The sequence below is a fragment of the Micromonospora sp. ZG13 genome, from assembly GCF_059359355.1.
This window is the reverse complement of record NZ_JCADBQ010000011.1, coordinates 90,880-103,628: the sequence shown is the minus strand read 5'-3', so window position 1 is coordinate 103,628 and position 12,749 is coordinate 90,880. Positions and strand designations below refer to the sequence as shown.

At 72.8% G+C, this 12,749-nt stretch carries 11 protein-coding genes and 1 tRNA gene; 7 read left to right on the top strand and 5 right to left on the bottom strand.

Translation table 11 applies throughout. The features are described from left to right. Positions 1–81: 81 nt before the first annotated feature. Positions 82–1,503, bottom strand: a complete 1,422-nt coding sequence (locus AC5L34_RS21640; protein ID WP_494826691.1) for a GGDEF domain-containing protein — start codon at positions 1,501–1,503, stop codon at positions 82–84. 216 nt (positions 1,504–1,719) lie between these two features. Between AC5L34_RS21640 and AC5L34_RS21635 the strand changes: the two genes are divergently transcribed. The 4 genes from AC5L34_RS21635 (at position 1,720) to AC5L34_RS21620 (ending at position 5,868) form a co-directional block, all read left to right on the top strand. Next, positions 1,720–2,502 carry a phosphodiesterase gene (locus tag AC5L34_RS21635; RefSeq protein ID WP_494826689.1) on the top strand — a complete coding sequence of 261 codons (783 nt, stop codon included), beginning with the start codon at positions 1,720–1,722 and terminating at the stop codon, positions 2,500–2,502. A gap of 11 nt (positions 2,503–2,513) precedes the next feature. Further along, positions 2,514–3,155: a histone deacetylase gene (locus AC5L34_RS21630; RefSeq protein WP_494826687.1), complete on the top strand. Its 642-nt coding sequence runs from the start codon at positions 2,514–2,516 to the stop codon at positions 3,153–3,155. Between the two features lie 270 nt (positions 3,156–3,425). Next, positions 3,426–3,881: a lamin tail domain-containing protein gene (locus tag AC5L34_RS21625; protein WP_494826685.1), complete on the top strand. Its 456-nt coding sequence runs from the start codon at positions 3,426–3,428 to the stop codon at positions 3,879–3,881. Positions 3,882–4,158: 277 nt separating this feature from the next. Continuing rightward, positions 4,159–5,868, top strand: a complete 1,710-nt coding sequence (locus tag AC5L34_RS21620; protein ID WP_494826683.1) for a bifunctional metallophosphatase/5'-nucleotidase — start codon at positions 4,159–4,161, stop codon at positions 5,866–5,868. A gap of 167 nt (positions 5,869–6,035) precedes the next feature. Here the strand turns inward: AC5L34_RS21620 and AC5L34_RS21615 are convergent, their stop codons facing one another. Then, complete coding sequence (locus AC5L34_RS21615) at positions 6,036–7,319, bottom strand: MFS transporter (protein ID WP_441176871.1); 1,284 nt, start codon at positions 7,317–7,319, stop codon at positions 6,036–6,038. 132 nt (positions 7,320–7,451) lie between these two features. Between AC5L34_RS21615 and AC5L34_RS21610 the strand changes: the two genes are divergently transcribed. Continuing rightward, a complete protein-coding gene (locus AC5L34_RS21610; protein WP_363625514.1) occupies positions 7,452–7,925 on the top strand; it encodes a hypothetical protein in 474 nt (157 codons plus the stop codon). 41 nt (positions 7,926–7,966) lie between these two features. Then, positions 7,967–8,353: a VOC family protein gene (locus AC5L34_RS21605; protein ID WP_441176872.1), complete on the top strand. Its 387-nt coding sequence runs from the start codon at positions 7,967–7,969 to the stop codon at positions 8,351–8,353. 110 nt (positions 8,354–8,463) lie between these two features. On the opposite strand, the gene AC5L34_RS21600 is transcribed toward AC5L34_RS21605, so the two are convergent. After that, positions 8,464–8,540: transfer RNA gene (locus AC5L34_RS21600), tRNA-Pro, on the bottom strand. A 312-nt stretch (positions 8,541–8,852) separates the two neighbouring features. Further along, positions 8,853–9,746 (bottom strand): metallophosphoesterase, encoded by an 894-nt coding sequence (locus AC5L34_RS21595; protein WP_494826680.1) that lies wholly within the window; start codon positions 9,744–9,746, stop codon positions 8,853–8,855. Positions 9,747–9,771: 25 nt separating this feature from the next. Here AC5L34_RS21595 and AC5L34_RS21590 point away from each other — a divergent pair, with 25 nt between their 5' ends. Continuing rightward, complete coding sequence (locus AC5L34_RS21590) at positions 9,772–10,227, top strand: GatB/YqeY domain-containing protein (protein ID WP_494826678.1); 456 nt, start codon at positions 9,772–9,774, stop codon at positions 10,225–10,227. Between the two features lie 81 nt (positions 10,228–10,308). On the opposite strand, the gene AC5L34_RS21585 is transcribed toward AC5L34_RS21590, so the two are convergent. Beyond that, positions 10,309–12,744, bottom strand: a complete 2,436-nt coding sequence (locus AC5L34_RS21585; RefSeq protein ID WP_441176880.1) for a penicillin-binding protein — start codon at positions 12,742–12,744, stop codon at positions 10,309–10,311. Between the last annotated feature and the right edge of the window lie 5 nt (positions 12,745–12,749).

The following is a 12,749-nucleotide window of genomic DNA, read 5'->3' as shown; positions in this document are numbered from 1 at the left end:
CCGCCCGGCTCGATACCGCAGGCATTTTTATGCCGCGGAGATATCAGCCGTCCGGTGGTGGTGGTTCGTCGGCCAGCACACCTAGGCCGGGGCGAGGCGGGTGGCGTCGCGGCCGTGGCGTTTCACCGCGTAGAGGGCCTGGTCGGCGCGGCGCAGTGTGGCTTCGGGGGATTCGCCCGGGCGGGGGAGGGCCACCCCGACGCTGATCGTGCGACCGATCCGCCGCGCCGCCTCGTTCAGGCGCTCGGCGATGCGTACGGCCTCCTCGGGGCGGCCCACCTCGATCACCGCCACGAACTCGTCGCCGCCGACGCGGTAGAGCTCGTCGCCGTGCCGCAGCGCCCCTTCCAGGGCCCGGGCCAGCCGGACGAGGACGCGGTCGCCGGCCTGGTGGCCGTACGTGTCGTTGACGGTCTTGAAGCCGTCCACGTCGATGGCGAGCAGGGCCGTACGCCCCGGGGTTGCCGCCGCGATCCGCTGGCCGAAGGGCCCCGTGTGCCGCAGCCCGGTCAGCGGGTCGGAGTCGGCCTGCTCGCGCAGGCGGGCCAGCGTACGCAGCCGGTCCAGGCAGCTCCACGCCTGACCGGCGAGCAGCTCCAGCAGGTTGACGGTGGTCGGATCGGGGCGCAGCATCCGTTCGTCGGCGACCAGCAGCACCCCGCCGTCGTCGGGCTGGCCGACCGGCACCGCGACCAGGGTGCGCACCCCGGCCCGGGTCAGCGGCAGGTGGTCGGGGATGGGCGGGTGTCCCGCCTCGCCGAGCGTGTAGCCCACGCCGTGGCGGTGGGCGCGGGTGACCAGCCGGTCCAGCGCGGCCGGGCCCGCCTCGGCCAGCTCCGCCCGGATCCGACCCTCCAACTCGCCCGGGGTGGCCGGCGGCGTGCCGAGCCGGGGCCCGCTCGGGCCGGTGAGCACCAGCACCGCCGCGGAGAGCGTGGAGACGTCCCGGGCCGCGGTGATCGCGGCGGCGAACAGATCCCACTCCGTCGACGCCGAGGTCAGCGCGGCGGCGTGCCGGAGGAGCTTCTCGCTGCGGCTCTCCGCCGGTGGCCCGCCGAGCGCCACGATCCGGGCGCCGAGCCGGGCCGCCAGCCGCTCGGCGGTGTCGCGCCACGGCCCGAGGTCGGTCGGACCGCACCACTGGAGGTCCAGCACCCCGATGGGCCGGCCCGCCGGGTCCAGCACCGGTACGCACACCTCGGCGGTGACGTCGGGGCGTACCGGGATGTAGTCCGGGTCGTCGGCGACGTCGGGCACGACGGCGGTCCCGCCGGAGGCGTACACCCGGCCCACGATCCCGGTCTTCGGCGGGACGGTGGAGAAGACCTGCCAGGACCCGGTGGCCGCGACGCAGCGCAGCCGGTCGTGGACGTGCAGCAGCACGGAGATGGTGGCCGGCGCGTGGCGGGCGAGCGCCGTGACGGTCCACCGGCACGCCTCGACGACGGTCGACGCCATGGGGAGGCGGACCGTGACGTCTCGGATGACTCGCTCGTGATCCACTCGGCACGTCGTTCCAGGTAGGGAGGGCTGCGACCGGCGGGCGGGCCCGCGATCAAGCGTACTCAGCGGACCGCCGTACCGCCGTGGCCAAGATCGTCAGCGTTCTTCGTACACATGTGCCATCCACAGGCTGTGGACAGGGCCTGTGGGTACGGGCGGGCCGCGCGCCGGGGCTCGCGGCGATAGCGTGGGGGTCCCGGTCGAGTGGAGGCACCGATGCTCATCGCCCAGCTCAGTGATCCGCACCTGACCACCGGCGCGCTCGCCGCCGAGCCGGCCGCCGGCCTGCACCGCGCCCTGGGCCGGGTGCTGGCGCTGAACCCCCGGCCCGACTGCGTGGTCGTCACCGGTGACCTGGTCGAGCGTGGCCGCCCCGACGAGTACGCGACGCTGCGCGAGATCCTCGGCCGGTTCCCGCTGCCGCTGCACCTCGTCGCCGGCAACCACGACGACCGCGAGTCGCTGCTGGACGCCTTCGGCGGCACCCCGTGGCTCGGCGGTGGCTTCTCGGCCTACTACCACGTCGACCACCCGGAGGCGACCGTCGTGGTGCTGGATTCCCTGATGCCGGGCGGGGGCGGCGCCGGCTGTCTCGGCGAGGACCAGCTCGGCTGGCTGGACGGGGTGCTGGCCGGCCGGCCCGAGGTGCCGGCGGTGGTCTGCCTGCACCACCCGCCGGCGCCCGTCGGCATCACGTTCCTCGACGACATCCGGCTGACCGACGGCGACGGGCTGGCCGAGGTGGTCGCCCGGCACCCGCACGTCGTCCGGGTGCTCGCCGGGCACGTCCACCGCCCCGTGACGGTGAACTTCGCCGGCACGGTGCTCACCACCGCGCCGAGCACCTGGCGGCAGAGTTCGCTCACCACCAGCCCCGACGAACGGTTCGGCTGGGTCGCCGAGCCGACCGGCTTCCTGCTGCACCAGGTCGCCGGAAGCGGCTGCGTCACGCACCTGGTGCAGGCCAGCCACGCCGCCGGTATGACCTGCGACCTCTGACCGCCGCCGGGGTGGGCGAGGTCTGGTATGTCGCGTACGGCTCGAACATGCACGCCGACCGGCTCGGCTTCTACCTGGCCGGGGGCTGCCCGCCCGGCGGGCGCCGGACCTACCCGGGCTGCCGGGACCCGCGACCCCCGAGGCGTACGGTGCCGGTTTCGCTGTCCGGCGGCGTCTACTTCGCCGGCGAGTCCCGGGCGTGGACCGGCGGGATGGCCTTCTACGACCCGGCGCTTCCCGGCGAGGCCGCGGCCCGGGCCTACCTGCTCGACGGCGGGCAGTTCGCCGACGTGGCCGCCCAGGAGATGTACCGGGAGCCGGGCGCCGACGCCGACCTGGTCGCCGAGGCCGTCGCCACGGGGAGGGCCACCCTCGGCCCGGGCCGCTACGAGACCCTGCTCTGCCCCGGCCGGCTCGACGGGCTCCCGCTGCTGACCTTCACCGCCCCGTGGGCGGCGTCCGAGGTGCCGTGGCGCGCCCCGGCCCCCGCCTACCTCGGCATGATCGCCCGCGGCCTGCGCGAGTCGCACGGCTGGGACGCGGACCGCGTCGCCCGCTACCTGCTGGCCCGGCCGGGAGTCGCCGGCACCTGGGATGCGGCGGCCGTCGCGGCGCTGATCGCCGGGACGGACCGGCGCGAGGCGCCGGGCTGACCGACGCACCGTACGGCCCCCGGCTCCGAACGCCGGGCGAGGGCGGGACGCGCGGTGGCCGCGTCCCGCCGTCCGGCGACCCCGGCGGTCGGTCGGACCATCGGCGCACGTCCCGCCGGCCGGCAGCCGATCAACCGGGCGGACGCAATTGCCCGGGGCGGTCGTTTCACCGTCCACAATCACCACCGGAGATCGATAACCTCGGCCGGCCGTGCGGGTGCGCGGCTCGTCCGCCGGCTCAACGACCGGCCGTCTGTGTGGGGGAATCGCATGAGGAGAAGGCTGATCGGTCTCGCGGTGGCGCTCGGCGTCGCGGTGGGCGTTTCGCTGACCGTCGCCGGCCCGGCCCAGGCCGCCACCCCGGCCGTCCAGATCACCAAGGCCTACTACAACTCGCCGGGCGCCGACAACCGCTCGAACTCCAGCCTCAACGCCGAGTACATCCGGCTGACCAACGGGCGCTCCACCACGATCAACCTGAAGTACTGGACGCTGCGCGACCAGTCCAACCACGTCTACAAGTTCTCCGGCGACTTCCGGCTCGCCCCGGGCGCCAGCGTCTTTGTGCACACCGGCAAGGGCACCAACAGCTCGACCCACCGCTACTGGGGCTCGGGCGCCTACATCTGGAACAACACCGGCGACAAGGCGTACCTGCGCAACTCGGCGGGCACCCTGATCGACTCCTGCTCGTGGGGGAGCAAGGGCAGCTACACGTACTGCTGAGGGCGGGCGCCGGCCCCGGGCAGCCGGGGCAGGCAGCACGCCGTCGACACTGCCGGGCATGTCGGAAACGCCCGTCCGGACGGGCCCCCGGTCGCGGGCATGCCCAGCTCCGGGGGTACGCCCCGGTCGACGGGGACGGGCGCCGATGAGAGGCTGTCGGCGACGCGGCGGCGATCCCCCACCGGCGTCACCGCGACCGAACACTGCCGACGGCGCGGCCAGCCCCCGGGGTTGACCGTCACCCGGGTGCCCGCGCCGGCTTCCCACGAGGAGTTCCATGTCCATCCCCGGGATGCGCCGGGCCGCCATCGGCCTGACCGCGCTCGCCGTGACCGCCCTCGGCGCGGTCACGACCACCCCCGACCAGGCGGACGCCGGCCCGAAGCCGGTCGCCGTCAAGCTGCTCGCGCTCAACGACTTCCACGGCAACCTCGAACCGCCGTCCGGCTCCAGCGGCACCATCGCCGGGCAGCCCGCCGGCGGGGCCGAATACCTCGCCACCCAGCTCGCCGAGCTGCGCAAGCGCGCCGCCAAGGAGCAGAACACCATCACCGTTGCGGCCGGCGACCTGATCGGCGCCTCCCCGCTGCTCTCCGCCGCGTTCCACGACGAGCCGACCATCGAGGCGCTCTCGCTGGCCGGGCTCGACTACGCCAGCGTCGGCAACCACGAGTTCGACGAGGGCGCCGCCGAGCTGCTGCGCATCCAGAACGGCGGCTGCCACCCGGTCGACGGCTGCGCCGACGGCACCCCCTACGAGGGCGCCGGCTTCCAGTACCTCTCCGCGAACGCGTTCAAGACCGCGACCGGCCAGCCGCTGCTGGCCCCGTACGCCATCCACAAGGTGCAGGGCGTCAAGGTCGGCTTCATCGGCATGACGCTGGAGGGCACCCCGCGCATCGTCAGCCAGCAGGGCGTCGCCGGCCTGACCTTCGCCGACGAGGCGCAGACCGCCAACCGGTACGCCCGCGAGCTGCGCCGCAAGGGCGTCGAGACGATCGTGGTGCTGCTGCACGAGGGCGGCACGCAGGAGGCCACCGGCGGCATCAACGACTGCAAGGGCATCTCCGGCCCCATCGTGGACATCGCCAACCGGATGGACCCGTCCATCGACGTGGTCGTCAGCGGCCACACCCACCAGGCGTACAACTGCGACATCGCCGGCAAGCTGGTCACCAGCGCCAGCTCCTTCGGTCGTCTGGTCACCGACATCGACCTCTCCATCGACCGGCGCACCGGCGACGTGATCAGCGCCAAGGCCGAGAACGTGGTGGTCACCCGGGACGTCGCCCCGGACCGGGCGCAGACCGACCTGATCAACCGCTACAGGACCGTGCTCGGCCCGGTGGCCGGCCGCGAGGTCGGCCAGACCACCACGGAGATCAAGAAGACCCAGGAGACCCTCTTCGGTACGACCATGGGCGAGTCCCCGCTGGGCAACCTGATCGCCGACGCGCAGCTCGCCGCCACCGACGACGAGCAGGGCGCGGTCGCCGCCTTCATGAACCCCGGTGGCGTACGCGCCGACCTTGACGCCGGGCCGGTCACCTACGAGGAGGCGTTCACGGTGCAGCCGTTCGCCAACAACCTCGTGACGCTCGACCTCACCGGCGCGCAGCTCTACTGCCTGCTGGAGCAGCAGTTCGTCACCGGCCGGACGCTCTACCCGTCGTCGACCATCCGGTACGTAGTCGACCCCGCCGGCACCACCGGCACCGCCGCGGACGCCTGCTCCGGCACCCGGGTCGTCCGGGGCAGCCTCACCCTCGGCGGTACGGCGGTCACCGCCGACGCCACGTACCGCGTGACAGTGAACAACTTCCTCTCCGGCGGCGGTGACGGCTTCACCGTCCTCACCGGCGGCACCAACGCGGTCACCGGCATGATCGACCTGGACGCGTTCGTGGCCTACCTGACCGCCGAGTCCCCGGTCTCGGCGCCGGCCCTGGACCGCATCCGCACCACTGCGGAGGTCCCCACCGCCTGACGGCGGACGCACCAGTCGACGGGCTCCGGAGCATCCGCTCCGGGGCCCGTCGTCGTCCGGCGCCGCGCCCGCGGCCACGATTCACGGGCGGGCGCGGTCAACCGGGGACGATCACCCTCGCAGGGTCGGGCGGGCGCGATCACCCCTGCACAGTCGGACGGGCGCGGTCAGGCCTTGGCAGCAGCCGGCTCGGCGGCCGGCGGAGTGGCCGGCGCGCGGCCGTCCTGGGCCGGCGTGAGCAACCGGCGCAGGGAGAGCGCGATGAGCGAGGCCACCAGGCAACCGCTGACGACCGCCACGACCCAGACCCGGCCGTTGGCCGCACCGAGCAGCGGGCCCGCCGTGACCGGGCCGATCACCCCGCTGATGCCGAAGATCATCGAGCTCATGGCGTTGTACCGGCCGCGCAGCGCGTCCGTGGCGAGCGCGTTCGTCAGCGCCGGCATCACCGGCGACAGCAGGGTCTCGCCGAAGCCGAAGATCGCCGAGCAGGCCACGACGCAGAGGGCGGCAACCAGCGCGTTGCTCGGGCCGACCACGCCCCCGGCGCCCAGCACCAGCCAGGCGATCGCGAAGACCGCGCCCACGACCGCCAGCCCGCCCGTCCGGCTGCGCCCCTCCATCCGCCGCAGGACCAGCAACTGGGAGAGCACGATCATCACCGTGTTGCCGGCCAGCGCCCAGGCGACCACGCGCGGCGTCACCTCGGCCACCCGCACGGCGTACGCGGTGAAGCCGACCTCGATCTGCGCGTAGCCGCAGGTGGTCAGGACCAGGCCGAAGATGACCAGCCGCCGGAACGGGCGGTCGCGCAGCACGGTGAGGTAGCCGCCGGCCGACGCCCGGTCCCCGCCCGTCGCGGCGGCGAGCCGGTGGCCCACGTGCGGCAGGGTCAGCAGGATCAGCGCGGGCATCAGGTAGCTGATCGCGTCGAGCACGTAGATCGCCTGGAAGGTGACCGCGCGGGCCGTGTCGACGATCGCCCCGGAGGTCAGGCCGCCGAGGCCGATACCGAGGTTGAGCAGGGCGAAGTTCAACCCGAAGACCCGCTGCCGCTCGTCGGCGTCGGTGAGTGAGGCGAGGATCGTGTTCTGCCCGGGCCAGATGACGGAGCTGCCCATCGCGACGAGCGTCATCACCCCGAACGCCGAGGCGCTGGAGTCGACCAGTGCCAGTGACCCGGTGCCGACCGCCTCGATCACCAGGCCCGTCAGCAGGATCCGGCGTGCGCCGAACCGGTCGATGAGCGTGCCGCCGACGGGCGACAGCGCCAGGGTCACCACGCCGTACCAGCCGATCACCAGACCGGCGCGGGTGTCGGAGAGGCCGCGGACGTCGGTCAGGTAGATGAACAGGAACGGCAGGGTGAGGCCGCGCCCGATCGCCGACAACAGCGTGCCGATGAGCATCCGCCGAGCTTCGGAACGGCGGGGCAGGGCGCGACTGAGCATCCCCCGATTCTGTGTGCTGGGTGTGACACAGCGCGAGGCCTTTTGGCGCCGAGTTTCCCGTTCGCCCTGTGCGGGGGGTCACAGGGCGGGCGTGCCGGCGGGGCGTCGTACCTCTCTGCGATCCTGGTCGCGATGACCACCACCTGGCGACACCTGCCCGCACCGGCCCGCGAGATCGCCGCCGCCACCACCGACGCGGTCGCCGCCGCCCGCGAGCGCGCCCCCGAGGCGTACGACGTCGCGGTGGCCCGGCTCGCCGCAGCCGACCGGTCCGGCCTGGTGCTCGGCGCGGTGGTCCGGCTGCTGCTGGAGGAGACCCACCCCGACGGCCTGGACGGCGACGACGTCCGTCAGGTGCTCGAAGGCTGCGTGCGTGACGCCGCGCAGTGGCAGCCCGACGTCGACCCGCACGTGGTGCTCGTCCTGCTGGCGGGCGCCCTCGGCGTCTACGACCCCGACGGCGACGAGTCGCCGCCCGACCCGCCCGCCGTGGCGCGGCACGGGCCGCTGCTCGTCGCCGACCTGCTGGCCGCCACGGGGCGGCCCCTCGACGGCTACCTGACGGCCGCGTTCACGGAGATCGCGCGCACCGAACGGCAGGACTGACCGGCCCCCGGGGACCGGCACTCGACTGGGGAGGGTCCGACATGACCAGCAAGTTCACCGAGCTGGCGATCGACTGTGCCGACCCGCACGGTCTCGCCCGGTTCTGGTGCGCCGTCCTCGGCTACGTCGTGCAGGACGAGGACGACGGAACCGTCACGATCGGCTCCCCTGCGGTGCCGGAAGGCAGGGACCGCCCCGGCCCGGTGCCGCCGACGTTGACGTTCGCGCGCGTGCCCGAGGGCAAGACCGTCAAGAACCGGCTCCACATCGACGTCAACCCGACCGACATGGACCGGGACGAAGAGGTCCGTCGCCTGCTCGACCTGGGTGCCCGGCACGCCGACGTCGGCCAGGGCGATGAGCGCTGGGTCGTGCTCGCCGACCCGGAGGGGAACGAGTTCTGCGTCCTCGCGGACCGCTGCCCCTGATCGGACGCCGCGCACCGCGCCAACCTGGTTCCGGATCGCCTACGTTCGGGAGAACGGTCGGAAACGAATCAAGGCCCCTCGCTGGAGGGGCCTTGACCTGCTCTTACCTCTGGTCGGGGTGGCCGGATTCGAACCGACGACCTCTTCGTCCCGAACGAAGCGCGCTACCAAGCTGCGCCACACCCCGAGGCGTGCCGACAAATAGTAGCCCACCCCGCTCAGGGGTCCAACTCGGTACCCCCGCCGCCGTCGCGCCCCTCCCCAGCCCCCGCGGGAGCCGTCGAGCCCGGGCACCGTGGCTGATGTCGTAGACGATTCAGCTCGAAAGGACGGCCACACCCAGGCCCCGGGCGTCGGTCACGGATCCGCGCCGACGCGCCCCCACCACCGCGCCAGGTCCGGCGCCGGGTGCCCCATATAACGGCGCCCAGACCGGGGCCGCCCGCCGGGCCTTGGACGGCCGGCGGGCGGACCCGGGGTCGGCAGGGCAGGCTGCGGGTCAGCGCGGGATCAGGGTGAGCACGCTCGCCTCCGGCGGGCAGGCGAACCGGATCGGCGCGGTCGGGTGCGTACCGAGGCCGGCGGAGACGTGCAGCCACGCGTCGGAGCCGGGCCAGCGGTGCAGGCCGCGTGCCATGGAGCGGGGCAGGCCGCAGTTGGTGACCAGCGCGCCGACCCCCGGTACGCAGACCTGGCCGCCGTGGGTGTGCCCGGCGAGCATCAGCCCGAAGCCGTCGGCGGCCATCCGGTCGAGGACGGCCGGCTCGGGGGAGTGGGTGAGCGCGATCGACAGGTCGGCGGCCGGCGACACCGGCCCGGCCACGGAGTCGTAGTCGTCCCGCTCGACGTGCGGGTCGTCCACCCCGAGCAGCTCGACGACCCGGCCGCCGGCCTTGACGGTGGTGCGGGCGTTGTTCAGGTCCGTCCAGCCGGCACCGACGAAGACCTCACGCAGCTCCTCGTGCGGCAACTCGACGCCCTCGGTGTACTCCCGGTCGGGCAGGAAGTAGGTGAACGGGTTCTTCCAGACCGGCCCGGTGTAGTCGTTCGAGCCGAAGACGAAGGCCCCCGGGTAGTCGAGCAGCGGCTGGAGGGCGCGCAGCACGCCGGACACGGCGCCGGGGTGCGCCATGTTGTCCCCGGTGACCACGACCAGGTCGGGGTCGAGGGCGGCCAGCGACGCCACCCAGCGCTGCTTGCGCCCCTGGTCGGGCATCATGTGCAGGTCCGACAGGTGCAGGATCCGCAGGGGCTCCGCGTCGGCCGGCAGCACCGGCACGTCGTACCGCCGCAGGGTGAACATGTTGCGCTCGACGAGTGACGCGTACGCCAGGGTCGCCGCGCCGAGGGCGGCGGTCCCGGTCGCGAGCCGGAATAGTGTGCGCTTTCGCATGGCGTTCAGGGTAGTTTCACCGACCATGAGCACGCTGAAGGACCGTCTGACCGCCGACATGCGCGCCGCCCTGAAGGCGCGCGACGAGCTGACCACCTCCACGCTGCGGATGGCGCTCGCCGCCGTCGGCACCGCCGAGGTCGCCGGCAAGGCCAAGCGCGAGCTCACCGACGACGAGGTGCTCGCGGTGCTGACCAAGGAGGCGAAGAAGCGCCGGGAGGCCGCCACCGCCTTCGGTGACGCCGGCCGCACCGAGCAGGCCGCGAAGGAGGTCGCCGAGGGCGAGGTGCTGGAGCGCTACCTGCCGAAGCAGCTCCCCGACGCCGAGCTGACCGAGCTGGTCGCGGGGGCGCTCGCCGCGGGCGGCTTCACCGGCAAGGCGCAGATGGGCCCGGCCATGAAGGCGGCCCAGGCGGCGGTGGCCGGCCGGGCCGAGGGCGGTCGGGTCGCCGCCGAGGTACGCCGACAGCTCGACCTCTGACTCCGGCCGCACCGACCCGCGTACGCGAAACGGGCGGGCACCCCGCGAAGGGTGCCCGCCCGTGGCGTTCGTGCGGCCGGCTCAGCCGCCGGGGCGGCCCGGCGGACGGCCGGGGTTGTTCGGCGGCCCGCCGTTGCCGGGCGTCGTGCCCGGGGTGGTACCGCCGCCGGAGCTGATCTGGATGGTCACCACGCCGCCCTTGATGGTGCGGCCGTCGGGGCTGGTGCCGGCGGCCTTGCCGGCGGGGCAGCTCGACGGGACCTTGATGTCGGAGATGATCGCGTCGAAGCCCTCCGCCTCGATCCGGGACTTCGCCTGCTGCGGGTCCAGGCACTTGACGTCGGGGATGCGGCGCTGGTCGCCCTCACGGATCTTCTGGCCCGGGGGCTCGAAGTTGATCCGCTTCTTGCCCTTCATGGCGTCGCGCAGCGTCTCGTAGACCGGCGGGTTGATGCCGTCCTTCTGCTTGTGCTTCATCTTGACGTTGGTCTGCGGCCAGTCCGGGTCGGCCATGATGCCCGCCACCGCGTACTGCTTGGTCATCGCGACGAGCGAGGCGGTCTTCTCCGAGTCGGTGGTGCCGGACTTGCCGGCCACCGGCGCGTCGACGGCCTGCTTGACCTCGGCGGCCGTACGGCTGCCGCCGCACCGGCTGGTGGAGGAGTTGTCACCGACCGGGCAGCGGGCGGCGTCGACGGCGGCGCGGGCCACCTCGGTGCTGACCCGCTTCTCGCAGCGCGGGTTGGCGATGTCGAGCTTCTTGCCCTCCGGGTCCTTGATCTCCTGCACCGGGATGGGCTCGCAGTACTTGCCGTCCGCCGCGAGGGTGGCGTAGGCGTTGGCCAGCTCCATCGGGGTGGTCTGCGAGACGCCCAGGGTGAAGGCACCCCAGTCGTGCGCGGCCTCCTTGGTGCCGCTCAGCCGGCGGTCCTCCGTGGTGCGGAACTGGATGCCGAGCCGCTTGGCCACGTCGACCACGTTCTCGGCGCCGACCTGCTGCTGGAGCGGCACGAAGTACGTGTTGATCGACTGGGCGAAGGCACTCCACATGTTCTGCACGCCACCGGCCTTCTTGCCGGAGTTGGTCGGGCAGTACAGGTTGGTGCCGGGGCAGGCTGCGGGCCCGGGCTGGATCCGGTATTCCGAGCGGAACTGCTGCGGGGCGTTGATCGTGTAGCCGAGCGGGATGCCCTTCTCCAGCGCCGCCACGATCGTGAAGATCTTGAAGGTCGAGCCGGCCTGGTAGCCCGTCAGGCCGTCGCCGCCGGTGAGCAGCGGGTTCACGGTGTTCGGGTAGTTGCCGAGCTTCTTCTTCTTGCGCTGCTTGGGGTCGCTGTGCGGCTTGTTGGCCGGCTTCTTCGGGTCGTCGAGCTTGAAGTTGCGGTTCACCGCCAGCGCCCGTACCCGGCCGGTGCCCGGCTCCACCACCGCGACCATGGCGGCTTCCTTGCTCTTCTCCGACTTGGCCTTGCGGACTGCCTTGTCGGCGCCCCGCTGGGCCTGCGGGTCAAGCGTGGTGATGATGGTGTAGCCGCCGCTCTTGAGCCGCCGCTCCCGGTCGTACGAGGTCGAGCCGAACGTCTCCTGCCCCATCCACCAGCGGTAGAAGTAGTCGCAGAAGAAGCCCCAGCCCTTCTCGTTGGTCGAGACGCAGCCGTTGGGGGCCCGCTTGCCGGTGACCTTGAGCTGGACGGCCTTCGCCGCGTCCGCCTCCTGGCGGGTGATGGCGCCGGTCTCGACCATGTTCTCGATGACGTAGTCGCGCCGGTCGACCGCCGCCTTGTAGCCGCTCTTGGTGGTCGGGTCGTTGGTGCTCGGCGCCTTCACCATGCCGGCGAGCATGGCCGCTTCCTCGATCTTCAACTTGCTCGGCGGCTTGTTGAAGTAGACCTGGCTGGCGGCGTAGATGCCGTACGCGCCGTTGCCGAACGCGGCGATGTTGAGGTAGCGCTCCAGGATCTCGTCCTTGGAGAGCTCCTTGTCGATCTGGATGGCGTAGCGCATCTCGCGCAGCTTGCGGGCGCTGGTGTCCTCGGTGGCCGCGACGACGTCCGCCGGGTGGCTCGCCGAGTAGGCGATGGCGAGCCGGACGTACTGCATGGTCAGCGTCGAGGCGCCCTGCTGGCTGGACGCGTTGGACTGGTTGTTGACGAAGGCCCGGGCGATGCCGTTGAGGTCCACGCCGTTGTGCTTGTAGAAGTCGTGGTCCTCGGCGGCGACGATCGCCTTCTGCATGATGGGCGCGATGTCGGCCAGCTTCACGTCGCGACGGTTCTCGTCGTACATGGTCGCCAGCGGGGTCTTGCCGTCGGAGGCGAGCAGGTAGCTGATCTGTGGCGCGCGGGCCACGGTCAGCTCCTTGGGTAGTGCGCCGAAGGTCTCGGCGCCGGCCTTCGCGGCAAGCCCGGACATCGCCACCGCGGGGAAGGCCGCCGCCGCGACCACCACGCCGGCCAACAGGCCACAGATGAGTAGCGATGCGGCGTTGGTCAGCACATTGTGGTCACGTTTCCGCATCCAGG

What these genes read in the sequence shown, in the direction of transcription:
- AC5L34_RS21635 (WP_494826689.1), top strand. Translation starts at nt 1,720, where the DNA reads ATGCTCATCGCCCAGCTCAGTGATCCGCACCTGACCACCGGCGCGCTC.
- AC5L34_RS21625 (WP_494826685.1), top strand. Translation starts at nt 3,426, where the DNA reads ATGAGGAGAAGGCTGATCGGTCTCGCGGTGGCGCTCGGCGTCGCGGTG.
- AC5L34_RS21620 (WP_494826683.1), top strand. Translation starts at nt 4,159, where the DNA reads ATGTCCATCCCCGGGATGCGCCGGGCCGCCATCGGCCTGACCGCGCTC.
- AC5L34_RS21615 (WP_441176871.1), bottom strand. Translation starts at nt 7,319, where the DNA reads ATGCTCAGTCGCGCCCTGCCCCGCCGTTCCGAAGCTCGGCGGATGCTC.
- AC5L34_RS21610 (WP_363625514.1), top strand. Translation starts at nt 7,452, where the DNA reads ATGACCACCACCTGGCGACACCTGCCCGCACCGGCCCGCGAGATCGCC.
- AC5L34_RS21605 (WP_441176872.1), top strand. Translation starts at nt 7,967, where the DNA reads ATGACCAGCAAGTTCACCGAGCTGGCGATCGACTGTGCCGACCCGCAC.
- AC5L34_RS21595 (WP_494826680.1), bottom strand. Translation starts at nt 9,746, where the DNA reads ATGCGAAAGCGCACACTATTCCGGCTCGCGACCGGGACCGCCGCCCTC.
- AC5L34_RS21590 (WP_494826678.1), top strand. Translation starts at nt 9,772, where the DNA reads ATGAGCACGCTGAAGGACCGTCTGACCGCCGACATGCGCGCCGCCCTG.
- AC5L34_RS21585 (WP_441176880.1), bottom strand. Translation starts at nt 12,744, where the DNA reads ATGCGGAAACGTGACCACAATGTGCTGACCAACGCCGCATCGCTACTC.